We start from the raw sequence: 24,020 nt of genomic DNA, 5'->3' as shown, positions 1-24,020 counted from the left end.
ATCGCCGGAAAGGAAAGCTATGAGAATTGCTTGTATCGGTGACGTGCATTATACTTCGATGCTGTTGCACGGCGCAGCCAAGAGAAAATTAAATAAGAGCTTTTATACAAAATTTTTTCAGACCTTCTTTTCGATTGAGGCAGATCGTTATGTGTGTTTAGGCGATTTTACGCATTTTGGTACAAAACGTCAGTTGCGTGAAATCTTTTCGATCATTCGCGAAACCAAACGCGAGGATCAACGCTTTGAGCCGGTCATCGGGAACCATGATATTCTTTTCGGTGGGAAAGAAAATTTTCGTCAGATCAGCGGCTTGCCGTCCCTGTATCGCGCCGATGATTTGGAAGAGGTGCGTCTGCTGTACTTAGATACGGCGCGTGTCGCCGCGTTTCGCAAGAACTCATCCTATATGGGCATTGAACAGTCGCGTTGGATTTGCGACCAGTTGCTCAGTGCGGAGGATAAACCGGTGGTGGTATTTGCCCATCATCCTTGCAATAATGTGCGCATGACCGACAGTGAGGGGCGCTATCTTACGCATATGTCTTTGAATGACGTTTTGGCGTTGAAGAAGGGCACTGCCATTTATATCAATGGTCATAAACACCGCGATCACTTTCATGTGGATAAGAACTGGGCATTTTTGCAGTTCAGCGATATTTTGGACGAGCCCGTGATCCGTGTACTGGATCTGGACAAGGGCAATTTGAGCATGGAATCCGTTGCCATTACGGATCCCAACATGCTGCGTGCAGCAAAAACCATCATTCGTTCGGTGGGGACGTTCATGAAAAAGAAAAATGATGCCTCCTTTGCGGATGTGGATGATTTGATTTTGCAGCAAAATAAGGATGAGAGTGGTTTTCAGTTGGACTTATCGCCTGATCCGGCAGTACGGCTGCCAAAGATGTTATAAAAGATATCGCGCTGCGGCGCGATTTTTTTCGGAAGGAAAGAAAACGTTATCCAAACGGAAGAGCGGGTATAACCATGAGGGAAGATATCCTATAGGAACCAGAGGAGTGCTTATGATCGGACAACACATCAATGCGAATGACGAAGAAAGGGATACGGCAGAGACAGCTGAAACCGCTACGATTGCACAGCAATGGGAGCATCGCTCGATTCGTCGATTCACAAATGAAGCTGTGGATTTGGCATTGCTGAAACAGATACGGGAGGTAGCCGATCGGACGGCTACGTCCATGGGCATGCAGATGGCAAGCGTTGTGCGCGTTACGGACACGGAGATTCGTCAGACTTTTGCCGCGGTTACCGGACAGGATTATGTGGCCGAAGCCCCGGAATTGTGGGTTTTCCTGGTAGATGGCCATCGCAATGCCGCAATCTATCGACAAAAAACACAAAAAGGGGCATCACTTGGCATGGGAACCTTCTTTCAGGGCTTTTCCGATGCTGTTTTGATGGCGCAAAATGTAATGAATGCCGTAGAATCCGCCGGGCTGGGTGGGGTATTTATCGGCAGCATTTTAAATGATCCCGCGCGCATCGCGGAAGCGTTGCGTTTGCCTCGACTAGTTTTTCCGGCGCTGGCGATTTTGTTCGGCAAACCCGCGGAAAAGCCGACGCTCAAACCGCGCTTGCCGAAGGCAGCACGATTTTTCGAAAACATCTATCCGACGGACGAGGTACTGTTAGCCGATCTTGAAAGTTACGATGCAGCCATGCGACAATATGTGGATTTACGCCATCCTGAGCGAACGTTGCCTTCCTTCACGGAGCAGGTGGTGCCGTATTTGGAAACGCGCACCAAAAGCCGTGACGCTCTGCTCTTAGCACTGAAGGCGGTTGGCTTTCGTATTGATGTGGATACGCCGGAGGAAGCGCAGTGATGTGGTCGGATACCCCGCATACTTATACGATGGGAAAAGACACGGCAACGGAGGCGATACGCGCTCTTCCGCAAAAGAAACGGGCGGAGGCGTTTCGGCATCGTGCTGCGAATCTGATCGGAGAGCAATACTGGCGAGATTATGCCGTATTCATGCCGTGGGTCAATACGCCTAAGGGCCCCTGCCTTATTTTGGAGAAGCGCGCGCATCATCTCCATGCACAGCCGGGAGAAATTTGCTTTCCAGGCGGCGCTGTGGAGAATGGGGAAACATTCTTGGAAGCCGCCGTGCGTGAGACCTGTGAAGAACTGCTGGTGGACCGCACACAATTGGAAGTGATCGGACCGGGAGAAATCTTTATTACGCCGACACAGAAGCGCTTGGATTCGTTCTTGGGGATTTTGCATGATTTTGACGGGCGATTCAGCACAGCAGAAGTCGCATCCCTGTTGTGGGTGCCGGTATCGGATCTTTATGGCCTAACGCCCGAAGTCTATGAGCACACATTGCATTTGGAGCAGGACCCCTCCTTTCCGTTGGGGGATGCGAATCGGCCCTATACCTGGAAAACGGGCAGCTATCACACGCTCCTCTATCGATGGAAAGGCCATTGCATATGGGGCATAACCGCACGTCTTCTGGAAGCCGCGTTAGCCCTGATCCGTGATTACGAGTTGGAATCTATCCTTGTAAACGAAGGAGAAAGCAGTGAAAATACCTCTATTCAGCTATATTGATGATGCCATTGCTTTGAAACATGAATTGCGTTTTGAGATTGAAGAAGCGCAGCACGCATTGGATTCGTTTTTCGAACAAAGCTTTGAACACAAGGATTGCTTTGTGAATTACACCTCACGCGTTAAAGCAGACGACAGTTTAAAGGAAAAGATTATTCGGCAAAATTTATTACATATGGTCTCGGCAGAAGGCCTTTTTGCCCATATTTCCGATCTGATCGGCAGCCGTATCGAATGCCGTTTTATCAGCGATGAAGAAAAAATCTATCGGGAATTGTTCAAACTGTTTCCGAAAAAGCGTTCGGACGGTTTCTACCAATGCGATCGCGACCCGCGCATTGAATTGCGCTTGGACGAGCCGCAACCCAAGAGTCAGAAAAACGGCTATCGTTCCTATCGCATTGACGGGCATTTTTTGGGCGAACGTGTCTTAAACTTTGAGTTACAGATTAAAAGCATTGTCAATGTATTTTGGAATGAAATCGATCATAAAATTTTATACAAAAACTACAACTATGTGCTGACGGAAAAATTTGTGCATGACATCATGGATTCCATCATGGGCGATCTTGTGATCATTGATCGTCAGATGGAAATGCTCTATGATCAGCTCCGCACGCTGGACTCGCCCCAACAGTTTCAAGCCAGGGATCAGTTGAAGATTATGATCGGACGACTGGTACAGGATGCGTATTTATTGCCGCTTCGCGAACAATACGGGGTGAGCTTTGATTTTCGCTTGGCCATTGATCTCATCACGGATTTTTTGTTCGCTCGTGTAGAGTATGAATCACGCGAACAGTATGCCACAGAGTTTTTGCGTATTATGAACGATGCGTTCAGCGGCCAACGTGTGTTAGAACTTTTCGGTGAAAAGATCGTTTTTGATCCTCCGGTGCATTATCATGATCCTATGACCCAAGATTTCGGCAAACGCCTGGAGACCGTTGCCAATGAGGACATTCTGTGGAATCTGCTCGTACATATTCTGCTTGACCTGAATACGCATATGAAGCCGCGCTATCTCTATCGCACGTTCGTGGATTACTTATATTTCCGCGTGATTGATTCGGTGCGTGAGGCGTTTCGTGAGGAAGGGATTTCGATCGAAGAACAAGAAGCGCTCATTGATGCGATGACAAGCGGTTATCTTGAGCATGCCACGGCGTATCGTCTCTTGCCGCAGGATTTTACAGCGGCAGGCACGGCTTCCCTCAAACGCAATGTGGCGGTTACGCTACGTACAGAAAGCGTAGAGGATCCGGAAGCCGTATTATCCCACTTCCGCCGTTTTTATCCCTTACGTCGTAAGAAAATGACAACGGAGGAAGAAAGGGAAGAAGCACCAAAAGAATCGGAGAATTCGGCTGAGGCCGGCTCCGAAAAGGATTTGAACCAAAAGGAATAAGCATGAAAACACGATTTCAAAATGCTACCGTTTTAACCATGAATCATGCAGGCGATATTCTTCATCATGCGCAAGTGGACGTGACGGACGGAATCATTACCGCGATTTCGCAAAACGCAACGGAAGAGGATGCCGTCGATCGCGTCATTGATTGTAGGGAAGATGTTCTGATGCCTGGCTTGATTAATGCGCACACGCATATTTCCATGAGCTTGTTTCGCAATTTCGGAAATGATGTGGCGTTAAAATCGTGGCTGGAAGACTATATCTGGCCGCTGGAAGATCGCATGCAACCCGAGGACATGGTTGCAGGGGCAAAGCTCAGTATGCTGGAGATGCTGCGCAGCGGCACCACAACCTTTGTGGATATGTATATGGAAGAAGATGCCATCGCCAAGGCGGTGAAAGAAATCGGGATGCGAGCGGTACTTTGTCCTGGTTTTACGGACAACAGTGTCCAAGAAGAACGTCCGGCCGAAGTGAAGCGCCTCATGGCGTACCATCATGGTGCGGAGGATCGCATTCGTGTATTATTAGCCCCGCATGCGGTCTATACCTGTTCTCCGGATACATTACGAAAGGTCAAAGCGTTGGGCGATGCCTTGGGCGTTGGCTTTCACATCCATGTTGCGGAAACCAGACAGGAGGATGAAGCGTGCCGTGCACGCTACGGCGTATCGCCCACGACATTACTGCACGAAGCGGGGCTATTAGGTCCGACGACGATTTTGGCGCATGCTGTATGGCTGGATGCGCGGGATCGCGACCTCATTGCCGAAAGTGGTGCCACCTGCGTCTACAATCCCGTGAGCAACATGAAATTAGCCAGCGGCTTCATGCCGTTCATGGAACTAGCCGAGCGAGGCATTCCTTTGGCGATCGGCACGGACGGCGCCAGTTCAAATAACACACAGGATCTGTTCCGCGATATGATGGTCGGCTCTCTGCTGCAAAAGGGGCATACGCTGGATCCGACAGCAGCATCGGCGCATCAAATGCTCTACTTGGCTACCAGAGGCGGGGCGCATGCCATCGGCCAGGAGGATGCCCTAGGAAGTATTGAAGTGGGCAAAAAAGCGGATCTCATTCTGGTTGATTTTAATAATGTGCGTCATACCCCGCGACCGGAGGACGTGGAAGCGGCACTGGTCTACGCCACGTCTTCTGCGGATGTCCGTTTAACGATGGTAGATGGGCGTATCCTGATGCAAGACGGTGCCTTTCCGAACACGGATGTGGAAGACATTCGTCAGCGCGCCGAAGCGTCGCGTCATGCCTTACTGCAAAGGAAGGAAGCGCAGGCATGATTGGCGTCGATGTTGTACAAATTGCGCGTATGGAAAAAACGTACGCTAAGCCGCACTTTCAACATAGCATTTTCACGGAAGCGGAACGGTGCTATATTGAACATAGCCCGCATCCGATCGCCGCTGCCGCGGGGATTTATGCGGCTAAGGAGGCCCTTGCTAAAGCGCTTGGCGTCGGCATGTATCCGCATCTTTTTAGCGATGTGGAGGTAATGCATGCGAATAACGGGCGTCCGGCACTACAGGCGAAAGGCGTTTTTGGCGACATGTTAGCGAAGGAAAACAAAACGGCAATGCTTTCCATCACCCATGATGCAGGCGTGGCCGTAGCCGTGTGCGTTTTGGAGAATAAAAACAAGGTACAAATGCTACCGGCACCTTTTGTGCAAGCAAAAGATCTAATCTATCATCAGGAATTGGCGCTCTCCTTGCTGCGAAGGGATCGCCGCGGGTATAAAACACAATACGGCAAAGTGGCTCTGGTAGGCGGTTCACGCGGCATGGCTGGCTCAATTTGCCTAGCAGCCTATGCGGCTTTGCGCAGCGGAGCGGGGCTGGTGTATGTGGTCGTACCCGAAAGTTTAGTGCCGATTGTGCAAAACAAGATGCTTGAAGGCATTGTAAAGGGCGTCTCGGATGAAGGAACCGGGCATTTTACGCAAGCGAGCTTGCCGGACATCCTTGCTGCTATCAACGATTGCACCAGTGTGGCCATCGGTCCGGGCATGGGTCGTTTCCCGGACGCCAGCAATTTGATTGCCACTCTCTTGCAGGAACAAAAGGCACCGTTCGTCCTGGATGCCGATGCGTTAAATGCCATTGCGAAACAAACGGCAGCATTACGAACGGCTTCGCAAGCGGTTGTCTTAACTCCGCATGAAATGGAGATGAGTCGCTTGATCGGCCTTTCGGTCAAGCAGGTACAGGAAGCGCGTGATACGGTTGCGTCTCGTTTTGCCAAGGATTATGCTTCTTATGTGGTGCTAAAAGGGGACCATACCGTCATTACCGACGGCAATAGTCTACATCATAATCCGTCGGGGACGCCGGGCATGGCTACGGCAGGTGCCGGTGATGTGTTAACCGGCATGATGGCTGCCTTTTTAGGCTATGGCTATCCGACGATGACTGCCGCGCGTTTAGCCTGTGACTTTCATGGCATAGCGGGGGAGTTTGCTGCAGCGGACAAGGGAGAAGAAAGCATGATTGCGTCAGATATTGTGGCGCATATTCCGAATGCGTTTCGATGGTTTGAGGCTTTGCGAGCCGAAGGAGAGAAAGGGGAAGAGCATGCAGAAAGTGATGCGAGGGGATCTCTTTTTTGCCGATCTTGACCCCGTGGTGGGTTCCGAACAGGGAGGCATACGCCCGGTGGTGGTACTGCAGAACAACATCGGGAACAAATATAGTCCGACGCTGATCGTTGCCGCCATCACCTCACAAACCAACAAAAACCGCATGCCGACACATGTCCGCGTATCGGATCGGACGGATTTGCCGAAAAACTCGGTTGTTCTGTTGGAGCAGCTGCGCACCATTGATAAAAAACGCCTGCAGCAAAAGCTGGGGGCTTTTGATGAAGAAACTATGGAAAAGATTGATGAGGCATTGGGCGTATCCATTGGCCTGGTGTCCATGAATCAACGCAAACGATAGGAAGTCACATGATTACGATTAAAACAGAAGAACAGATTCGAGGAATGAAAGAAGCAGGGGTTATTCTCTGCAAAACGCATTTGGCCTTGAAGCGCATTTTGCGACCGGGCCTTCGAGCATTGGACGTGGATGCTTTTGCGGAGGCATTCATGCACTATAAAGACGCCACACCAGAGCAAAAAGGGTATGAAGGTTTTCCCTATGCCCTTTGCATGAGCGTTAACGACGCCGTGTGCCACGGATTTCCGGATGAGCGCCGATTAGAAGATGGCGATATTCTTTCCATCGATAACGTTGTACGCTATCACGATCATTTAGCTGATTCTTGCTGGAGCTACGGCATTGGCAAAATGTCGGCGGAAGACCAAAAACTGATGGACGTGACCAAGGAAGCGTTGTATCGCGGCGTTGATGCGGTACGTGCCGGCAATCGCCTGGTGGCCATTGGTCAGGCCATTCAGCCCTTTGTGGAAGCGCAGGGATTTTCGGTGGTGCGTGACTTTATTGGTCATGGTATCGGTAAAGAGATGCATGAAGATCCACAGGTACTGCATTACGTGACCAAACATCGCGGCATTCGTCTGCAACCCAATATGGTGCTGACAGTGGAACCGATGATTAATGCAGGGACTTGGCATGTGAAAATGGATGATAACGGCTGGACGGCGCGTACGGCAGACGGCAAAAAATCTTGTCAGTATGAGCACACTATGGCCGTACGTCCTGACGGCCCGCCGGAAGTCCTGACGGAGCAGTCCGAGACTTCGCTTACCGATGAGGAAATAGCCTGGATCGATTCCTATCCTTTCGATTGAAAAATCGAGAGGGAAAGGAAACGGATTCGCCTCGAGAGGACAACAAGAAAAAAGAGTCGGCATGCCGACTCTTTTTTTATTTGCTTTTGCCGTGGTACAACAGTGGCTGCATTTGTTGTTTTACTCTTCTGATTTAGCAAAGGGCAAGTCTTTTCCCATGCCTTCAAAGCGATGAAAGAGGCGCATAAAGGTTTGTATATCTAAAACGAGCCCATTGCGTTCGTTGTAGATATTGCGAATCATATCGCCGATTTCAAACAAGGCTTCACTGCTGAGAAAGTTATCACGGATATGGAAGGTATATTCAATCTTATCTCCGCTGAGGTTCGGGTGTGAAAAATTTGTGATGAGCAAATCAATCGTTTTGGGCGCTCCCGCTTCTTCCAAAGCATCGGTATACAATTCAAAATCGGCAAAGCTGTTGAAGAAGCGCAGTAGCGTCTCCTTTACGAAATGTTCATGCGCCGGTCCTAGGTGACTTTCGATCTTAACATGTAGTTTTTTATATTTAAGACGCAGATTGCGTAACAGATCAGGCCATGACCCAAGTAGGATATAAAACAGATAAATGGAGCTAGCCTGGTTGCTCGTTTTGTTAATTTTCTCTTGTAAGTCTTGGAGATGGCGCAGGGCGCTTTGTGCAAAAACTTTATGATTATGCCAGGCACTCATGCATAAAATGGCAGCCCCATTAAAAATGATTACCGGATGAAAACAGCCATAATTTGCCAAGAAGAGACCATTGCTGATGCTGTTGGCAAGCTCTGTTGTCCTTGTTAGAGGAATATCATTCTCTTGCGCTAAGTCATTGAGCATCTGTTTGATGATCTGATCCGCCTTGGTCTCTTTGTTCGGATGATTTTGCAGGCGATACCCCTCATTGAGCGTAGGATAGAAAATATCAACTAAACTTTCCTCTGTGATTTTAATTCCCAAGCAGCGCTCATAGTGATTCTGAATCGCTTCAAAATCCGGCTTGTTAGAGAATTCTGCATACAGTTTTCTAAAATCTTGCGATGGCTTCAGATCTTTGATGCGATGCCCTTGCAGGATGCGAGTGACGGCGGTTGCAATCATAAATCCTAGCGTCATGCGTGGACACAGATGTGTCAGTTCCTGCAGGAAAGGGGAGAAGTCTTTGATAAACTCTCGACAGGCATGCAAGATATCCACGGAAAACGGCTGACTTTCTCCCGTATAGACCTCCAAAAAGAAATCGCGATAGAAGGCACGAATGGCGTTTTCGGTGCCTACCATGTGGCATGGGTTGTTCTCAATATGTACCTGATATTGCTTTTCGGCAATAGCATTAAAGTCATGCACCACACGATAGGCTGAAGAAACCGAAGCGTGTTCCTGGACGGCCAGTGTCGTTAGCGACAGATTCTCTTCGAAAAAGATGCGTGTTACCAATCGAAAGATCAACTTATTCTGTGTAATCGGAACATAGATTGACGGCGCTTGAAAAGTGGGTGCAAAATAGGCCCGAATCTTGCCGTCGGAAATACTGAGCGAGAGATCCGGATACATGGCTTTCATTTTCTCAATGTCGGCAATTAAGGTGCTGTCCGACATGTTTAAGGTTTTTTTGAGATCTTCTACAGCGACACACGGGCTTCCATAAATAAAGTATTCCAATAGAAATAAACGCCTGTTTTCGGCGTTTGAAATCAACTCTCGCATAACTTACCTCCCCGTAATGTATTCGGTGGTATAATTTACATTTCAATATGTATTTACTCGCGCATTATTCCCGTTCATTATATCAAGGCGTTATGTAGAGAACAATAATTTCATAATTTGATGAAATCAGTAGAATAAGCAGGAAATAATACGCATAAATATCTAGTTTTGATAATGTCACCCGATGTTCTAAAAAAAGAACGCGTAAAAAAGACATAAAAAAATTTTGACAACCTGCCATCACATTGCTATACTGTTTGAGTAACTTTAATTGAGGCCCTATGGTCAAGCGGTTAAGACATCGCCCTTTCACGGCGGTATCCCCGGTTCGAATCCGGGTAGGGTCAATTAATGGGCGCTTAGCTCAGTCGGGAGAGCATCTGCCTTACAAGCAGGGGGTCACAGGTTCGAGCCCTGTAGCGCCCATTTTCAATTCAATTTTGGCCCGGTAGTTCAGATGGTTAGAATGCCAGCCTGTCACGCTGGAGGTCGTGGGTTCGAAGCCCATCCGGGTCGTTTTCATTTGCGGGTGCAGATGAAATGCTGGTGTAGCTCAATCGGTAGAGCAACTGACTTGTAATCAGTAGGTTGAGGGTTCAAGTCCTTTCACCAGCTTTTGATGATGTAAGGCGTAAGTCTCCATCAGCAAAAGACAATGGGCAAAGGAATGAATCGACCGATGGCCTTTCATCTTCCTATGCGCCCATAGCTCAGTCGGATAGAGCAACGGCCTTCTAAGCCGTGTGTCCGAGGTTCGAATCCTCGTGGGCGCGTTGATGGGGTATAGCCAAGCGGTAAGGCACCAGACTTTGACTCTGGCATTTCGTAGGTTCGAATCCTGCTACCCCAGTTGACAATTAAACAGTCTCAATGATGGGGTATAGCCAAGTCGGTAAGGCACTAGACTCTGACTCTAGCATTTCGCAGGTTCGAGTCCTGCTACCCCAGTATGATCCATTAGCTCAGCCGGTAGAGCACCTGACTTTTAATCAGGGTGTCCGGGGTTCGAATCCCCGATGGGTCAGCCTTGGAGAGATACCGAAGCGGTCATAACGGGGCGGTCTTGAAAACCGTTAGGGCGCAAGCTCACGGGGGTTCGAATCCCTCTCTCTCCGCCATTCGGAGAAGTACCCAAGTGGCTCAAGGGGCTCCCCTGCTAAGGGAGTAGACCGTGATGAGCGGTGCGAGGGTTCGAATCCCTCCTTCTCCGATGTTAGGGCCATTAGCTCAGTTGGTTAGAGCAGCCGGCTCATAACCGGTTCGTCCCGGGTTCGAGTCCCTGATGGCCCAAATTGATATCCATTCGCGTTGCTTGCCCCTCGGCAGAGCACGTGGTAAAATACAACAGATATTTGCCCAGATAGCTCAGTCGGTAGAGCAAAGGACTGAAAATCCTTGTGTCGCTGGTTCAATTCCTGCTCTGGGCATAAGGAAAAGCTCCGCTTCGGCGGAGTTTTTTTCGTACTCGGATAGCTCACCAGACGGCGTTAAGCTGTCTAGGCTTTGCAGGCTGGCCTTCACGAGCGGTATTCACATCAGACCTGTCGGCTTAATCTGTTGTGCGGTCCAAATTACGGGGGGGCAAATGGGAAAAGCGCGGAAAGCCGCCGTAAAAGCTGCCTCCCGATTACGGCGGTAAAATGCATAATTTCGAAAAGCCGTCGTAATGCGCGTTCCGAATCTTCATAGATTTTTAACAAGAGGGTATGATAATCATAGAAAGATTAAGCCGATAAAGATCGGGCAGGCGGACGATAGAAATGAGGACGATTTGATTTTATTAATCGCATGCGACAATCGATTTGCCATTGGTAATAAGGGCGATATGCTCTTTCACATCCCCGATGATTTGCATCATTTTAAGAACACGACGATGGGCCATATCGTGGTGATGGGGAGAAAGACACTGGAATCTTTGCCTGGCGGTAAGCCATTGCCGGGCAGGCTTAATGTGGTGATGACACGTCAGGAACGTGAGGAGAGCGAAAACTTGCGTGTGGTGCATGATCGGGAGGCATTAGAGACGTTGTTGGCGGAGGAAAATCCGGACGAAACGAGAAAAGTGTTCCATGTAGGCGGCGGCGGATTGGTAAAAAGTTTGTGGGATTTGATTGACGAAGCGATTTTGACCCGTGTGGATGCCACTTTCCCTGAGGCAGATACCTGGATTCCCGATTTTGATACCTCGGAAGAATTTCAACTGGTGGATAAAGGCGAAAGCGGAGAATACAAGGGTTTGCACTGGCAAATTTATCATTACAAGCGCATTGCTGTAAAGAACCGGAAAGAAGCCGAAAAAGATCATGGCGTGCCACAACAAGCACAGCATGCCGTCGGAAAGGAGAAGGATGCGGATGAACGATAACGAGAGAATGCAAAAAAGAAAACCGCATGAGAAGTTTACTGCGCGAGCGTTATTTCAAATGTTTGGCCCATATCGCGAAACCATCCAGAAAGACGGATGGCGACTCTGCAAGGTGATACTATCGGCGCTATTATGTGCGATTGGCGTCAATGTATTTCTGCATCCTTCCGGCATGCTGCCCGCAGGATTCGGTGGCGTTTCATTGCTATTGCAGAATATTTTGACCACCTTCTTTCATATCGATATTTCCTTCTTCGTGCTCAATATGTCTCTCAACGTCCTGCCGGCGTTATTGGCATTTTTCATCGTGGGAAGAAAGTTTTTTGCCTTTTCGATCGTGTACATAGTGGCTTTTTCGCTTTTTGTCGACATGCTGCCTAAATTTCACTTGGTGGATGATCTTGTGTTGAATATGATCTTTGCGGCAGTATTTAATGGTGTTTCCGCAGCGCTGGCTCTGAATGCCAATGCCAGTGGTGGCGGTACGGATTTTGTAGCGATGATTGCTTCAACCAAGTACAACATCGCTACCTGGAACTATATCTTCCTGTTCAATGTGTGCATTCTGATTATTTCTGGTGTGCTGTTTGGGGCGAAGCCGGCGATGTATTCCATGGTGTATCAATTCGGCTCCACCATGATCGTGAATCAACTGCATTCACGCTATCAAAGAAAGACGCTATTTATCATTGCGAATGAGCGCGAGCCGATTGCCCGCGATTTACGAGAACTTACGAATCACGGCGTGACGGTGTTTGAAGGCATTGGCAATTACAGCCAGGAACCGCGTTATCTGATCTATATGGTCGTGAGCAAAACGGATATGCCTGCCATTCGTCGCTATCTGAAACAGACGGACCAGACCGTGTTTATGAATATTGCGGATTCGGAGGAGTTGGAAGGGCGCTTCTATATTGAACCGCTCGAGTAACGAACGAGACGAAGGGAACGCTATGGAAAGTGAGGATCGCTTCTACGATCTGGCTGCACAATATGCGGAGACAGGCAGCGATACAGAAACGGATTTCTTAATGCCGGAGGAACTGGCGACGTTTCGAAACATCCAATCCCAATTAAGCTATGCCTCGCCGCGCGTGGTACCGGAGGACGGAGAACGCTGTTGTGTGCATTTTGGCAATGGCGATGCACAACTTGCCGTGCTGGAAATTGTGCCGGATGGTGCGGTGACGCTGCGCCATTCGGATATTTTGGGCGCCTTAATGGGGCTTGGCATTGAGAGACGGGTGGTAGGCGATATTTTTCCGACTGACAAGAAGGCGTATGTGGTCATTAAGCGCGCTATGGCGGATTTTTTTCTGACGCACTGCTTTGCCATCGGCAGGCATGTGGTCCACACGGCGATCCTTCCATCACTGCCGGAGGAAGCCACTCCCAAGTTTGCCGAGGAAGAGGTGGTGTTAAGCTCGCTTCGGCTGGATCGATTTGTCTCCACGGTATTTCATATCGGGCGGGCAGCGGCACAAGAAGCCATTCGGGGAGGCTTGGTTTTCATCGATGGGGCGGAAGAAAAACGCGTTGCTGTCACCATAAAACCGCCGTGTCGCGTCTCCTTTCGCCATCACGGTAAAGTGCAGTGCGGGAGTATTTTGCGACGCACTCGAAAAGAATCGTTTGTGATGGGAATTCGTCGCTATCTGTAAGGTTTTTTCTATCTACGGGAAAACGTTAAGATTTTGTTAAATCCACGATTTCTGCTTGACAGACATCCTATTGGCAGATTATACTCAACTTGAAAATATTATTTAAGCGCAACTTAGAAATCTCATGATAACGAATTATTTGGGTGATAGGTATGGAGTTTTCAAAAGGCGAGTTAACGGTAATGCAAGAGTTTTGGGAAGGGGAGTGCTTAGATGAAAATGGCGAAATTCGCGCATCTGAGCTATATCAATGGCTTAATAAAAAGTATGGATTCCCCAAAACGTCTTGCTATACTTTTTTTGGAAGATTACTAAAAAAAGGAGCCCTTGTTAGACGAAGCCCAAAATACATATTGAAGGCAAGTATTTCAAGCGAAGACGCTTTGAAGAAGCAGAGAACGGATGCCATCCGATTTTTATTTCAAGACTCTCTTTTAAACGTTTGTCAGTCGTTTTTAAACGAAAGAAAAGTCTCGAAGGACGAACTTCAAGAAATGCGACATCTGATTGATCATTTTGAAACTGAAGAAGAATGATATGACTTCAATTATTGTCGTTTCAACATTAAGCAAAGGCATAAGAGGTACATTCCTCATTATTCTAATTCTTTTGCTTAGAAAAAAACTAAATGTAATCAGCTTCAGAAGAGCTAATTGGTTTCTTTGGATGCTTCTGTTCGCATATCTAATTGTGCCATACGAAGTTTTTTGTCGTATTCAAGTTTCAGAAGCAACTTTACCACGACTGTTATTGAACCCACTATTATTGATGCACGAATTTGGGCAGACTATAGAGAGGGTGTTGGGCGGCATATTATCAAAAATGAACAGACTCGTTGTCGCTTCTTTGATGGTGGCATACACCTTCCTTCAGATACGGAAAAGAAATAAGGCGATGGCAGGCGCTTCCATACTCAACGAGGATAGCAGGATAGAGAAGGTAGTAAAACAGTTCCATTTAAGACGGAAGGTAACTCTACTCATTAATGATGATATCAATGTCCCAGTTACATATGGCGTGCTTTATCCAAAAATCGTTCTGCAGAATCAAGTATTAGAGGACAATACTTTATTACAGCATGTATTGATGCATGAGCTAATACACATAAGAAACTTTGACATGGTATGGAAACATTTAAAGAATTTGATTATTTGTTTCTACTGGTTTAATCCGATTATCTGGGCAGCGCTGAGATATATGGAAGAAGATATAGAAATTCTATGTGATAAGTTAGTGATTCAAAATATAGGCGATAGTGTATCTCATCGAAAGCAATACTGCAACTCTATGCTCAATTTGTTGGGAAAAAAAGATTATCTCGCAGAGGGAATGAAATTCCATCCAACAATGGAAAGGATGATAGTCATGAAACAATGGCATGCGACTAGAATAGGAACATACGTTTTCCTTTTTGTGTTTTTAATTTCATCCACCGCCTTTGCTGAAGTAAGCCAAGTAGATAAACATCAGGTTGTATCAATCGTCAAACCTGTAGAAGACCTGAGTCGTGAGAATTCTAGAGTCAGACTAATAAGCGAAGAAGAATATAACAATTTACATTTGAGTCGTGTTTTCTTCACCGAAATCAGAGCGGCAAACATTGACTCCAGTAATACGTTGAAAGGCTTGGCTTATCAATCCTATCAATTTAATATGGACTCTTGGACCGGCTCGAAACACGAAGGTTTTACGGTTAAGATGAGCAACATGAAATGCACGGATGGGCTAAAATATTCACTAATTATTAAAGAAAATGATAATACGATATATAATGAGCGATTCAACAAGGCAACCATCCTTGCTGTAAATGCAGATAATAATAGCGTGTATGAAGTCATCGTTAAAAACGATTCCACATATTCCTTGACTTATCAGATAAAAATCAACAGCTATAGAAAATGAGGGGGGTCAAAAATTATTCTGCTAGTGGATCGCAAGAAAAATGATTTAATCACGCGAATAAAAACAAGAGATGATGCTATTTGAATAGGATCAGAGTCTTATAGACGAATCGACAGCAAGGGAAAAAACGGACGTAACAATTGGCACAGGAAGGTGTTAAAAGCAGAAGCGGGCTTAAAGAGGGAAAAAGTTTTGTGAAATTACTTTTCATACGCAGTGAAGGCTACAAAAAGCAGAAAATCTTCAACTATAAATGAATGGAGAAGTTCTATGTATCGAAAACAAATCAAAAAATTGTTAGTTATTACTTTTACCGTCACATTGTTACTGGGGGGTATAGGAGGGGCATATGCTTTTTCAAAGACTGCTAACGTTCCAAGAGATAAAAGTAACTCTTTGAGTGGGAATAGCATGTATGTGGGATATGACTATGGCACTTGGCGACCCAATGATGATGCTTGGCTGAAGGCGGAAATTTATGGAACTTCGTACAAAAAATCATATTGCCTTGCCATATCAGGAAACTCTAGTGAATCGGACTCCGGGCCACGGGCTATTGTTGAAATTCCAGGCGTCGACTTTTTTGATGACGGCTCTTATGCGGAAACAGTTAATGGCTTAGGAGATTTACATCTTTACGTTAAGTAATTATAAAGGAGGAGGGAGGGGGATCCCCGCCCTACAATTCTATGAAACTGCGATACCGTTATTTTGAGATCTTAGCGCGCCCTCTTTACGTGCCGCTCGTCATAATGCTCAGCTTTTTCATCTCCTATTTTGTACTGCTTTCCTCAACGAATCAGGATATCGTGCATTTTGTCCGGAGCGTGTTGAACGAGAACGGAAATTATCGGTTTCCGGTTCGTTTTACGGTGCCGGATTGGAAGAAGGGAAATCTTGCTAAAATTACGGAGCAAAAGGACATTGCCTATTATGCTTTCGCCGTTGGCGAAATAGCGGAAGGAAGCCAATTTCTAACAACAACAGAGCCTTTATATGAGAGAGAAAATCGCGCCTTGAAAGGGCATTCGGAGGGGATTATTGCGCCCAGAGGGTACAAGAAATTATTTCAAACACAATCTATAGACTTTGGTAAGAAGACGTTAGACATCGTTGGAGAAGAAGGCCTTCGCTCGTTAGACACGAAGGACATGCCCAAGCAATTTTTTATGAGCGGCGCTTTGTTTGATGCCCTTGCCGATGAACCGGTAGCGGTGAAACTGTATCTGGAAGGCTTTCCAACGATGTATCAAATGGAACAGCTTATCGATGCGATCCGGCAGACCGGGGTGACGATAGAAAACGTGGAACTGCCATCGTTTGAGACGGATTTATTGCCGCAATATCAATTGACCATGCTGATGTTCCTATTTTTTATCTTTGGCTTTTTATTGTTGAACTTGCTTTTTGTGTTTTACTACTTTTTGGAATCGCGCAAAAAGAATCTTAACATCTTCCGTCTGGCAGGAATGTCTAAGCGCTTGGCCTCGGCGTTGATTGGGGAAGAGATGACGATTTACAGCATGATTGCCTTTTTGGTGGCAGCGGGCACCAGCTGGATCATAACCCGCGGCTTTTCTCCTTATTTTCCGCTGGCAGAGGTGTTGGTATTGTTTGTGACAAGTACGGCTTTGGTGTATGTGGCAACGCGCATCATGGCAAAAATTGGCCTATCCCGTGGCATGCTACTGGATTTAAAGGAGAATAGCGATGTGTAATTTTCTATCTGTCATTGGACGCCTGATGCGTAAAAATTGGGTGTTTACGATATTGTTTCTCTTGGAAACACTCCTAGCTCTCTTTATGATTATCGGCGCGTATAATCGCTACCGGGAATTAGATGATCGCCTTGCCTTTGTACAAGAAAGGCCGGCTCTGTCGCGCGCGGTTATCGCCTATTCGCCGTCTTCCGATTTGAACCGGGGGCAGGATAACGTAGTGCCTCTGCTTCAAAACGCGCAAGGCTTTCGGGGAATCGCGGAAAATTACAGCGATAATTTACCGCCGGAAGTGGCTGATGCTATGATCAGTATCTATGATTCCTTTACGGCAAAACTCTTTTTCCCGCCGGTTTCGAATGGACGACTTCCGGTTCCGGAGGTAAAAAAAGGGGTGCTCGAAGTGTTAATGGTACGCAATCGTTCAGATGGAAAGAATAATTTTAAGATAGGTGATGTGTTGACGGTGCATCAACCCTATGCAGAGCAATTACGCATTGTCGGAGAAGCCAAGGTCGATGAGGCGTTGCTTTTGGCCGATGGGCGAAGAATGGTCACAGGTTCAGGTTTTGATGTATCCATCCTGTTTGAAAATCGCTTTCTGTATCCAACGTATTTTTTAGCCTGTTCGCAGTCCATTAAGGGCAATAGCCAAGCGTTTCATCTGTATTATTTTGATCCGTCGATAACGCTAAGCGCCTTGAACAAGGTGGTGGAGGCGAGTGATATCCAATTTCCGACGTATTCTATTCCGCAATTGATCGAAAATTCGCACAAAATCATTGCCGATCGTATTCAAACGGATATGCCGCTTATAGCCACGGTTTCCTTGTTGCTGTTTTTCGGCTTCTTGAGCATGACTTTTCTTAATACACGAAGAATCTATGGGGACTTTAAAGTGTATCGGTTGTGCGGTGCATCGCGGCGTCTCTGCGCGTTGGCTTACTTTTTCATGACATTTTTCATCATGCTCTTTGCCATCCTCATTCTTTTTATCGGCATGCAGATCCTATATCACTTGGACACGGCAGGAAGACAGTATCGCTACTTGCTGGATGGCAGTACGTTGCTGCTTCTCGTGATAGGTAGTTTCCTTATGTCTGTTGTTTGTTCCTTACCAATCTATTATCGTTTGCGGGGAGAAAATTATGATCCAATTAGAAAACGTCAATAAAGTATATCATCCGGGAAAACACAATGAAAATCATGTACTGAAGGACATCTGCTGTACCATTCATGATGGTGATATGGTAGCGATCATGGGAAAATCCGGCTCCGGCAAGACCACCCTGCTAAACGTGTTGGGACTCTTGGATAAGCCGACATCCGGTATCGTTCGTTACGGAAAAGAAGATGTCACGCGCTTTAAAGAGCATCAAATGGCCGGTTTTCGCGCCAAACACGTAGGCATCGTTCTGCAGAACTTTGCGCTGTTAGCCAATGAATCGGTAGCGAGCAATGTCACATTGCCACTCCTTTTTGCGCATAAAAAGAAGACACCTGCGCTTAAGGAGGTTTTGAAACTGTGTCAAATTCCCGATTTTCAAAAGCGCAAGGTGCGGGAACTATCCGGCGGGGAAATGCAACGGGTGGCCATCGCTCGGGCGCTCATCACGGATCCCGAAATCATTTTAGCGGACGAGCCCACGGGCTCTTTAGACAGTGCGACCTCACGCGGTATTATGGAATTGCTGTTACGGTTGCATCGTGCCGGTAAGACCATTCTGCTTGTCACACACGATGAGGAAGTAGCCGGTTACTGCGAGCGTATCTGGCATCTGAAGGACGGGCGCATGACCGAAACTGCGGGGAGTCACACCGCGTTTGCAGAGAAAATGTAAATGCTTTGGGGCAACGGCAAAACATCCTCCGTCTTGACAGCAAACCGGGAACTTCGTAAAATACGGGTGTTATCATCACTGTGTTCGAAGGAGGAACCATGGATTATTTGGAAACCGTCATTGATCTTATTTCCAAGAATTTGGAAGTGCCCAAGGAAAAACTCAATGCCGATACGGATATCATCAACGATCTGGATGCGGATTCATTGGATCTGGTTGAGATGGTGATGAATATTGAGGATGAATTTGATATTGAGATTGATGACGACGTGCTGACGAATTTGCATACCATCGGCGATGTGGCCGAGGAACTGGAAAACTTGGACAGCAACCGTTAAATTTTCGTAAAGAAGTCTTGCATGACGTATTAATCTTTGGTATACTCTACAAGTCAACTCAATTGATACGCGGTTGAGAGGCACCTCTTGAGCGGTATAGGGGCATAGTTCAGTGGTAGAACGTCGGTCTCCAAAACCGAATGCCGGGGGTTCGAGTCCTCTTGCCCCTGTCATGGGCCTGTAGCTCAGGTGGTTAGAGCGCACGCCTGATAAGCGTGAGGTCGCTGGTTCAAGTCCATTCAGGCCCATACAGAAATCCTACACCGTACGGTGTAGGATTTTTCTATGCCTATTTTTATTGGCGTAATGGTGCCGACAGGCCGAGGAGCATGGCGTGCAAATTCTCGGCAAAAGCCCCCTCCGGCGAGGAAAGCGTAATAAAGGGCTTCGGAAGGGGAGGATTTGCCACATCCGGAGCATAGTCCGGATGCACGGCGCAGAACCGAAGGGCATCCGGATTGCCGGGATCGGGTATGCGATGCACGGGAAGCGTCATCGTGAGGTGATGCTCTTCCCAAGAGAGCTTTCCAAAGCTATTTTCCAGATCCCAAACCGGTTGTGCTTGCTTTTTGCTGTAATAAATAGCGGTGGCACGATCGCCTTTGATCATAAAGGACTCCAAGAGTGCGTCGAAAGGAGCAGGTGGGCGCAGCCGGCCTTTTTGGGCTTGAAAGAATGGCAAGAGCTTTGTCGTTCCGCGCACATCGTCTGCATTGTGTTTAAGGACAGCGTCACAGGCCGCAGGGTCCTCCAGCGATTGCGCCAGTTTTGCCACTTCGGCGCCGGATAATACATCTTCGCGCGTTACGCCGGCGCACTGCTCCAAGGTTTTAAGCTTTAAATTAGCAAAGCGATAAAAGAGGCGCATTTTTCGGAAAAAGGCATACCAATCCTCGGAGAGACATTCGGGGAACGGCAGTTGCCAATGGGCAGCGCGCTCCTTTAAGAACGGCAAATCAAAGAGATCGCCGTTATAGGTAATGACGGTTTTATCGCGCAGACGGGAAAAGGCAGCTTCAAGTAAGGCGCCTTCATCCTGCGTCGTAGGCGCAAGCCATTGCGTTAACGCCTCATGATCTTGGATACCGATCAGAAAGACGCTGTCCGTTTGGCGACGTAATCCGGTGGTTTCAATATCCAATACAACGTTCGAGACGCCAAGCAATGGATGGGTTTCTTTGTGGGATACAGTTTGAAGCATAAGCACTCCTTCGCTAGAATAGAGGAAAAGAGCCTGTGAGGGATCTTCCTCGTAACGGCGGATACAGTCCGCCCTTGGCATCAGTATAGCCAAACGCGCCAGTGCGTTGAAAGGATTTTATGATTTATTTTGATAATGCCGCCACAACGCCGGTTGCAGCGGATGTAGCAGAAACGATTGAAAAAGCATTTCGGGAGCAATGGGGGAACCCCTCATCGCTCCATCGCGTGGGCTTCCAAGCGGAGAAAGTGCTGGAAGAGGCCCGAGGACGTATGGCGGAAAAACTCGGCATCCCGCTGAAGAGTCTTATTTTTACGTCCGGTGCTTCGGAAAGTTTAAATACTGTCTTGCGCGGCGTGGCTACGCAGGCGCTTCTTTCACAGAAGATGCGTGCGCAAACGGGTAGCCCGACGGATGCTCCGAATATCGTCATCAGCGCCGTGGAACATGCGGCGGTTTATCAAACCGCACAGATACTTGCGTCGTATGGTATTGAGGTGCGGGAAATCCCCGTGGATGCGACGGGACAAGTCACGGTTGAGGATGTTGAAAAACGTGTGGACGCGCATACACTTCTAGTCGCCGTCATGCATGTCAATAATGAGCTGGGTACTATTTTTCCGGTGGCGGAGATTGCAACCATGCTGCATCAGAAATCCCGTGCTCTCTTTTTAGTCGACGGCACACAGGCGCTGGGCAAACTCCCCGTGAATCTGTCTAAAATCGGCTGTGATTTTTATGTGGCCAGCGGCCATAAAATACACGCGCCTAAGGGCATCGGCATGCTCTATGTGCGCCCGGGCGTGACGGTATCGCCCCTCATTACGGGTGGCCCACAGGAATACGGACGGCGCGCCGGCACAGAGAATGTGCCCTATATTTTGGGCTTTGTCCAAGCCTTTTTAGCCATGGAGAAGCGTCGTGGCACTTCGTTTGATCCGGCGATTGTAAAACTGCACGAAAAGGCGCTTGCCCGTGCGAAAGTCATCACCGGCTCGCGCATCAACAGTCCCGCTGCAGGCAGCCCGTATATCCTGAATATCGCTTTTACCGGCATCAAAGCAGAAGTGTTGATGCACTTTATGGAGATGGAAGAAATGTATCTTTCCTCCGGTTCTGCCTGCAGTAAGGGAAAAGTCAGTCGCATTTTGCAGGCCATTCATTTGCCGGAAGCCTACCTGGACGGGGCATTGCGCCTGTCCTTTAGCCGAGAAAATCGAGAAGAAGAGGTCGATCCCTTCTTTGACCGCCTCGAAACATCCATCGCTCAAATTCGCAGTATCACAGGAGGAAACGCATGACAACACCGGCCATGGAATGGGTGGTTTCCGTTTCATACGGAGAACTCATCTTAAAAGGAAAAAATCGCGGTAGTTTCATTGCTGCGGTCAAACGACACCTGCATCACGCATTGAAGGGTATTCCCGTCAAGGAAGAATTAGAACAATTTGGGAAACTTTTTTACGTTGTCGACGAGGCAGATGTGGAACGCACTATCGCCGCCTGTCGCCGCGTCTTTGGATTACTGTATGTCACGCCCAGCCTGCGTGTTCCCTGCGAAGCAGATGCCATACGCAACGCATGTCACTTTTTGGTGCAGCGAAAATTGGATGCTCACAGCAATAAAAACAGCGTAGATCCCCTCACGTTTAAAGCCAAAGTCAAGCGCAGCAATAAAGCCTTTCCGTTGACATCCCCGGAAATGGCGCGCCAGGTAGGTGATTGGATGCTCTCTGATTTTTCGACGCTATCCGTCGACGTGCATCACCCGGAGTTGGTGTTATCGGTGGAAATTCGCGACGACGCCTTTGTTTCCGTCGATCGCTATTCGGGGCAGGGCGGTCTTCCCGCAGGTTCCGGCGGCCGCGGTCTACTGCTGCTTTCCGGCGGCATTGATTCGCCGGTTGCCGGCTATGAAATGGCGCGCCGCGGCTTAGCACTCGGCGCCGTACATTTTCATTCCTATCCTTTCACCAGCGAAAGAGCCCAGGAAAAAGCAACCCGCCTGATGGAACAACTCGAACGCTCCGTTGGTCCGATGCGCCTCTATCGCATCAATTTGGTGAAAATCTACACCGCCATCGCTCGAAACTGCAATAAGAAAAACACCACCGTCCTCAGCCGTCGCATGATGATGCGCATTGCCGATCGCTTGAGCGAGCGCTTCGGCTACGACGCCATGATCACCGGCGAAAGTCTCGGTCAGGTTGCCTCTCAAACCATCCAGGGCATCCATGTGGTCAATAACGCCGCGTTCCGTCCGATCCTCCGACCTCTGATTGCAATGGACAAGACGCAAATCATTTCGATGGCTCGCGATCTTGGCACCTACGATATTTCCATCGAACCCTTCGATGATTGCTGTTCCCTTTTTGCCCCCGATCATCCCAATACGCGTCCGACCCTTGGACAAATTGCACACGATGAAGAAAAGTTGGATATCGATGCCCTCGTCGAAGAAGCCATGGATACGCTGGAGATGATTGACGACAAGGGGAGAGTGCGGGAATAGAGGAAAGAGAGTTTTCTATGCGTTACATGGATGCGCTTGCGATTTTTGAGATGGCTGTTGAGCTTTTTGCGGTTTATTTTTGTGTTTCTTATTTGTTTCGCATGCATAAAGATAAGCCTCTGTATGTTGTCGTTCTTTTGGGCGTTGTTTTTTTGTCTTTTCTTTTTTCACCCGGTTCTCTCACTTCTATTTCAAGAATGGCATCTTCCGGAGAAACCGGCAAGAACAGCCATGATGGCAGCGATGACCGCAGGCATGGTAGACATACTATGGGAAGCGATTAAAAAGAAAAAAGCACAAAAAAATGGAAATGGGCAGAAAAAATAAAAAGCATCGCAGTTTGGCGCATTTTATAGAAAAAGAAGGCGACCCGTTGGGTCGCCTTCTTAATTATGGGTTAAAAACGAAATCGCAAAAAGAATTGTCATCTGCGTCGTCTTACGAAACGATTACTTTAATAACTTCTTTGCCGCCTCCAGTGCTGCGTCATAGTCGGGATGTTCGGTGTTCTGCTTGACGTATTCGACATAGGTGATCGTATTGTCTTCATCCAGGACAAAGATCGAACGGTTGAGCAGCATCAGACCGTCTATCAGTACGCCGTACGCTTTGCCGAAGGAACGCTGCTGATAATCCGAAGCGACGATGGCGTTATCGATGCCCTTGGCAGCGCAGAAACGTGCCTGGGCAAAGGGCAGATCCACCGAGACGGTCAATACGACCGCTTTGTCACCAAATTTGCCGGCTTCCTCGTTGAAGCGAATGGTTTCGAGTTCGCAAACCGAGGTATCGATGGAGGGAACGGCCACAATCAATTTTACTTTTTTGCCGAGATCGGCCAGTGTCAGGGGGCTTAAATCTTGTTTTGCCAGGGTGAAATCCGGCGCGATATCGCCAACTTTACGCTCTTCGCCGAGCAGGGTCAGTGCAGTATCGCCCATTTTGAATCCGGTTCTTGTCATGATGTTCTCCTTATCTGGTTCATTCATTCCTACAACAGGCTTATACCCAGCTTTTAAAAAG

General features: G+C 47.9%; 24 protein-coding genes and 14 tRNA genes. 35 read left to right on the top strand and 3 right to left on the bottom strand.

The window, feature by feature from the left end:
• Positions 1-19 precede the first annotated feature (19 nt).
• From BN98_RS04260 to map, 8 genes are all read left to right on the top strand, one after another.
• Positions 20-916 (top strand): metallophosphoesterase family protein, encoded by an 897-nt coding sequence (locus BN98_RS04260; RefSeq protein ID WP_019189566.1) that lies wholly within the window; start codon positions 20-22, stop codon positions 914-916.
• A gap of 112 nt (positions 917-1,028) precedes the next feature.
• Positions 1,029-1,853 carry a nitroreductase family protein gene (locus BN98_RS04255; RefSeq protein WP_019189567.1) on the top strand — a complete coding sequence of 275 codons (825 nt, stop codon included), beginning with the start codon at positions 1,029-1,031 and terminating at the stop codon, positions 1,851-1,853.
• The gene (locus BN98_RS04250) at positions 1,853-2,590 is read left to right on the top strand and encodes an NUDIX hydrolase (protein WP_019189568.1); all 738 of its coding nucleotides are present in this window, start codon (positions 1,853-1,855) and stop codon (positions 2,588-2,590) included. Before BN98_RS04255 ends, BN98_RS04250 begins: the two co-directional genes overlap by 1 nt.
• A complete protein-coding gene (locus tag BN98_RS07900) occupies positions 2,562-3,998 on the top strand; it encodes a GTP pyrophosphokinase (RefSeq protein WP_019189569.1) in 1,437 nt (478 codons plus the stop codon). The genes BN98_RS04250 and BN98_RS07900 overlap by 29 nt, the downstream gene beginning before the upstream one ends.
• A gap of 2 nt (positions 3,999-4,000) precedes the next feature.
• On the top strand, positions 4,001-5,305 hold the full coding sequence (locus BN98_RS04240; protein WP_019189570.1) for an amidohydrolase family protein: 1,305 nt from the start codon (positions 4,001-4,003) through the stop codon (positions 5,303-5,305).
• Positions 5,302-6,639 carry an NAD(P)H-hydrate dehydratase gene (locus BN98_RS04235; RefSeq protein WP_019189571.1) on the top strand — a complete coding sequence of 446 codons (1,338 nt, stop codon included), beginning with the start codon at positions 5,302-5,304 and terminating at the stop codon, positions 6,637-6,639. The genes BN98_RS04240 and BN98_RS04235 overlap by 4 nt, the downstream gene beginning before the upstream one ends.
• The gene (locus BN98_RS04230) at positions 6,596-6,961 is read left to right on the top strand and encodes a type II toxin-antitoxin system PemK/MazF family toxin (RefSeq protein WP_019189572.1); all 366 of its coding nucleotides are present in this window, start codon (positions 6,596-6,598) and stop codon (positions 6,959-6,961) included. The genes BN98_RS04235 and BN98_RS04230 overlap by 44 nt, the downstream gene beginning before the upstream one ends.
• 8 nt (positions 6,962-6,969) lie before the next feature.
• Complete coding sequence (map, locus tag BN98_RS04225) at positions 6,970-7,776, top strand: type I methionyl aminopeptidase (RefSeq protein WP_019189573.1); 807 nt, start codon at positions 6,970-6,972, stop codon at positions 7,774-7,776.
• Between the two features lie 120 nt (positions 7,777-7,896).
• Here map and BN98_RS04220 read toward each other — a convergent pair whose 3' ends face one another.
• Positions 7,897-9,459: an AcpB/EbpR/MafR family transcriptional regulator gene (locus BN98_RS04220; protein ID WP_019189574.1), complete on the bottom strand. Its 1,563-nt coding sequence runs from the start codon at positions 9,457-9,459 to the stop codon at positions 7,897-7,899.
• 275 nt (positions 9,460-9,734) lie between these two features.
• On the opposite strand from BN98_RS04220, the gene BN98_RS04215 reads away from it, so the two are divergent.
• From BN98_RS04215 to BN98_RS04100, 24 genes are all read left to right on the top strand, one after another.
• Positions 9,735-9,806, top strand: a tRNA-Glu gene (locus tag BN98_RS04215).
• Positions 9,807-9,812: 6 nt separating this feature from the next.
• Positions 9,813-9,885, top strand: a tRNA-Val gene (locus tag BN98_RS04210).
• 16 nt (positions 9,886-9,901) lie between these two features.
• Positions 9,902-9,975 (top strand) — tRNA-Asp (locus tag BN98_RS04205).
• 26 nt (positions 9,976-10,001) lie between these two features.
• Positions 10,002-10,074 (top strand) — tRNA-Thr (locus tag BN98_RS04200).
• Between the two features lie 84 nt (positions 10,075-10,158).
• Positions 10,159-10,232 (top strand) — tRNA-Arg (locus tag BN98_RS04195).
• Positions 10,233-10,236: 4 nt separating this feature from the next.
• Positions 10,237-10,309 (top strand) — tRNA-Gln (locus BN98_RS04190).
• A gap of 24 nt (positions 10,310-10,333) precedes the next feature.
• Positions 10,334-10,407, top strand: a tRNA-Gln gene (locus tag BN98_RS04185).
• 3 nt (positions 10,408-10,410) lie between these two features.
• Positions 10,411-10,483, top strand: a tRNA-Lys gene (locus BN98_RS04180).
• 5 nt (positions 10,484-10,488) lie between these two features.
• Positions 10,489-10,577, top strand: a tRNA-Ser gene (locus BN98_RS04175).
• 3 nt (positions 10,578-10,580) lie between these two features.
• Positions 10,581-10,669, top strand: a tRNA-Ser gene (locus BN98_RS04170).
• 6 nt (positions 10,670-10,675) lie between these two features.
• A tRNA-Ile gene (locus BN98_RS04165) sits at positions 10,676-10,749 on the top strand.
• A gap of 64 nt (positions 10,750-10,813) precedes the next feature.
• A tRNA-Phe gene (locus BN98_RS04160) sits at positions 10,814-10,886 on the top strand.
• A gap of 344 nt (positions 10,887-11,230) precedes the next feature.
• Positions 11,231-11,824, top strand: coding sequence for a dihydrofolate reductase (locus BN98_RS04155; protein ID WP_052332298.1), 594 nt, complete (start codon positions 11,231-11,233; stop codon positions 11,822-11,824).
• Entirely contained in the window at positions 11,814-12,755 is a 942-nt protein-coding gene (locus BN98_RS04150; protein ID WP_019189576.1) for a YitT family protein, read from the top strand. The genes BN98_RS04155 and BN98_RS04150 overlap by 11 nt, the downstream gene beginning before the upstream one ends.
• Positions 12,756-12,777: 22 nt before the next feature.
• Positions 12,778-13,485 (top strand): YlmH/Sll1252 family protein, encoded by a 708-nt coding sequence (locus BN98_RS04145; RefSeq protein ID WP_019189577.1) that lies wholly within the window; start codon positions 12,778-12,780, stop codon positions 13,483-13,485.
• 152 nt (positions 13,486-13,637) lie between these two features.
• On the top strand, positions 13,638-14,021 hold the full coding sequence (locus BN98_RS04140; protein ID WP_019189578.1) for a BlaI/MecI/CopY family transcriptional regulator: 384 nt from the start codon (positions 13,638-13,640) through the stop codon (positions 14,019-14,021).
• A 1-nt stretch (position 14,022) separates the two neighbouring features.
• Positions 14,023-15,387, top strand: a complete 1,365-nt coding sequence (locus BN98_RS04135; protein ID WP_019189579.1) for a M56 family metallopeptidase — start codon at positions 14,023-14,025, stop codon at positions 15,385-15,387.
• A 270-nt stretch (positions 15,388-15,657) separates the two neighbouring features.
• Positions 15,658-16,035, top strand: coding sequence for a hypothetical protein (locus tag BN98_RS04130; protein WP_019189580.1), 378 nt, complete (start codon positions 15,658-15,660; stop codon positions 16,033-16,035).
• 41 nt (positions 16,036-16,076) lie between these two features.
• Positions 16,077-17,105, top strand: coding sequence for a hypothetical protein (locus tag BN98_RS04125; RefSeq protein ID WP_019189581.1), 1,029 nt, complete (start codon positions 16,077-16,079; stop codon positions 17,103-17,105).
• Positions 17,098-18,279: a hypothetical protein gene (locus tag BN98_RS04120; protein WP_019189582.1), complete on the top strand. Its 1,182-nt coding sequence runs from the start codon at positions 17,098-17,100 to the stop codon at positions 18,277-18,279. The genes BN98_RS04125 and BN98_RS04120 overlap by 8 nt, the downstream gene beginning before the upstream one ends.
• The gene (locus BN98_RS04115; RefSeq protein ID WP_019189583.1) at positions 18,254-18,946 is read left to right on the top strand and encodes an ABC transporter ATP-binding protein; all 693 of its coding nucleotides are present in this window, start codon (positions 18,254-18,256) and stop codon (positions 18,944-18,946) included. Before BN98_RS04120 ends, BN98_RS04115 begins: the two co-directional genes overlap by 26 nt.
• Positions 18,947-19,044: 98 nt before the next feature.
• A complete protein-coding gene (locus tag BN98_RS04110) occupies positions 19,045-19,284 on the top strand; it encodes an acyl carrier protein (protein WP_019189584.1) in 240 nt (79 codons plus the stop codon).
• Between the two features lie 98 nt (positions 19,285-19,382).
• A tRNA-Trp gene (locus tag BN98_RS04105) sits at positions 19,383-19,454 on the top strand.
• 4 nt (positions 19,455-19,458) lie between these two features.
• Positions 19,459-19,532 (top strand) — tRNA-Ile (locus BN98_RS04100).
• 47 nt (positions 19,533-19,579) lie between these two features.
• On the opposite strand, the gene BN98_RS07895 is transcribed toward BN98_RS04100, so the two are convergent.
• Entirely contained in the window at positions 19,580-20,485 is a 906-nt protein-coding gene (locus BN98_RS07895) for a ribonuclease H-like domain-containing protein (RefSeq protein WP_019189585.1), read from the bottom strand.
• Positions 20,486-20,604: 119 nt separating this feature from the next.
• On the opposite strand from BN98_RS07895, the gene BN98_RS04090 reads away from it, so the two are divergent.
• Genes BN98_RS04090 through BN98_RS04080 form a run of 3 tightly spaced genes read left to right on the top strand, consistent with a single transcriptional unit; the run spans position 20,605 to position 23,281 of the window.
• Positions 20,605-21,786 (top strand): cysteine desulfurase family protein, encoded by a 1,182-nt coding sequence (locus BN98_RS04090; RefSeq protein ID WP_019189586.1) that lies wholly within the window; start codon positions 20,605-20,607, stop codon positions 21,784-21,786.
• Entirely contained in the window at positions 21,783-22,997 is a 1,215-nt protein-coding gene (gene thiI, locus BN98_RS04085; protein ID WP_019189587.1) for a tRNA uracil 4-sulfurtransferase ThiI, read from the top strand. Before BN98_RS04090 ends, thiI begins: the two co-directional genes overlap by 4 nt.
• Positions 22,998-23,023: 26 nt before the next feature.
• On the top strand, positions 23,024-23,281 hold the full coding sequence (locus BN98_RS04080; RefSeq protein ID WP_207636716.1) for a hypothetical protein: 258 nt from the start codon (positions 23,024-23,026) through the stop codon (positions 23,279-23,281).
• Between the two features lie 165 nt (positions 23,282-23,446).
• On the opposite strand, the gene tpx is transcribed toward BN98_RS04080, so the two are convergent.
• Positions 23,447-23,959: a thiol peroxidase gene (gene tpx / locus BN98_RS04075; protein ID WP_019189589.1), complete on the bottom strand. Its 513-nt coding sequence runs from the start codon at positions 23,957-23,959 to the stop codon at positions 23,447-23,449.
• Positions 23,960-24,020 lie beyond the last annotated feature (61 nt).

It is taken from the genome of Levyella massiliensis (assembly GCF_000308275.2).
GTDB lineage: Bacteria > Bacillota > Clostridia > Tissierellales > Peptoniphilaceae > Murdochiella > Murdochiella massiliensis_A.
The sequence above is the reverse complement of the archived record's forward strand: the minus strand, read 5'-3'. Positions and strand labels throughout refer to the sequence as shown.

Bases quoted from the DNA above. Each gene is read 5' to 3' on its own strand.
- BN98_RS04260 (WP_019189566.1), top strand. From the start codon at position 20: ATGAGAATTGCTTGTATCGGTGACGTGCATTATACTTCGATGCTGTTG.
- BN98_RS04255 (WP_019189567.1), top strand. From the start codon at position 1,029: ATGATCGGACAACACATCAATGCGAATGACGAAGAAAGGGATACGGCA.
- BN98_RS04250 (WP_019189568.1), top strand. From the start codon at position 1,853: ATGTGGTCGGATACCCCGCATACTTATACGATGGGAAAAGACACGGCA.
- BN98_RS04240 (WP_019189570.1), top strand. From the start codon at position 4,001: ATGAAAACACGATTTCAAAATGCTACCGTTTTAACCATGAATCATGCA.
- BN98_RS04235 (WP_019189571.1), top strand. From the start codon at position 5,302: ATGATTGGCGTCGATGTTGTACAAATTGCGCGTATGGAAAAAACGTAC.
- BN98_RS04230 (WP_019189572.1), top strand. From the start codon at position 6,596: ATGCAGAAAGTGATGCGAGGGGATCTCTTTTTTGCCGATCTTGACCCC.
- map (WP_019189573.1), top strand. From the start codon at position 6,970: ATGATTACGATTAAAACAGAAGAACAGATTCGAGGAATGAAAGAAGCA.
- BN98_RS04220 (WP_019189574.1), bottom strand. From the start codon at position 9,459: ATGCGAGAGTTGATTTCAAACGCCGAAAACAGGCGTTTATTTCTATTG.
- BN98_RS04150 (WP_019189576.1), top strand. From the start codon at position 11,814: ATGAACGATAACGAGAGAATGCAAAAAAGAAAACCGCATGAGAAGTTT.
- BN98_RS04145 (WP_019189577.1), top strand. From the start codon at position 12,778: ATGGAAAGTGAGGATCGCTTCTACGATCTGGCTGCACAATATGCGGAG.
- BN98_RS04140 (WP_019189578.1), top strand. From the start codon at position 13,638: ATGGAGTTTTCAAAAGGCGAGTTAACGGTAATGCAAGAGTTTTGGGAA.
- BN98_RS04135 (WP_019189579.1), top strand. From the start codon at position 14,023: ATGACTTCAATTATTGTCGTTTCAACATTAAGCAAAGGCATAAGAGGT.
- BN98_RS04130 (WP_019189580.1), top strand. From the start codon at position 15,658: ATGTATCGAAAACAAATCAAAAAATTGTTAGTTATTACTTTTACCGTC.
- BN98_RS04125 (WP_019189581.1), top strand. From the start codon at position 16,077: ATGAAACTGCGATACCGTTATTTTGAGATCTTAGCGCGCCCTCTTTAC.
- BN98_RS04120 (WP_019189582.1), top strand. From the start codon at position 17,098: ATGTGTAATTTTCTATCTGTCATTGGACGCCTGATGCGTAAAAATTGG.
- BN98_RS04115 (WP_019189583.1), top strand. From the start codon at position 18,254: ATGATCCAATTAGAAAACGTCAATAAAGTATATCATCCGGGAAAACAC.
- BN98_RS04110 (WP_019189584.1), top strand. From the start codon at position 19,045: ATGGATTATTTGGAAACCGTCATTGATCTTATTTCCAAGAATTTGGAA.
- BN98_RS07895 (WP_019189585.1), bottom strand. From the start codon at position 20,485: ATGCTTCAAACTGTATCCCACAAAGAAACCCATCCATTGCTTGGCGTC.
- BN98_RS04090 (WP_019189586.1), top strand. From the start codon at position 20,605: ATGATTTATTTTGATAATGCCGCCACAACGCCGGTTGCAGCGGATGTA.
- thiI (WP_019189587.1), top strand. From the start codon at position 21,783: ATGACAACACCGGCCATGGAATGGGTGGTTTCCGTTTCATACGGAGAA.
- BN98_RS04080 (WP_207636716.1), top strand. From the start codon at position 23,024: ATGGATGCGCTTGCGATTTTTGAGATGGCTGTTGAGCTTTTTGCGGTT.
- tpx (WP_019189589.1), bottom strand. From the start codon at position 23,959: ATGACAAGAACCGGATTCAAAATGGGCGATACTGCACTGACCCTGCTC.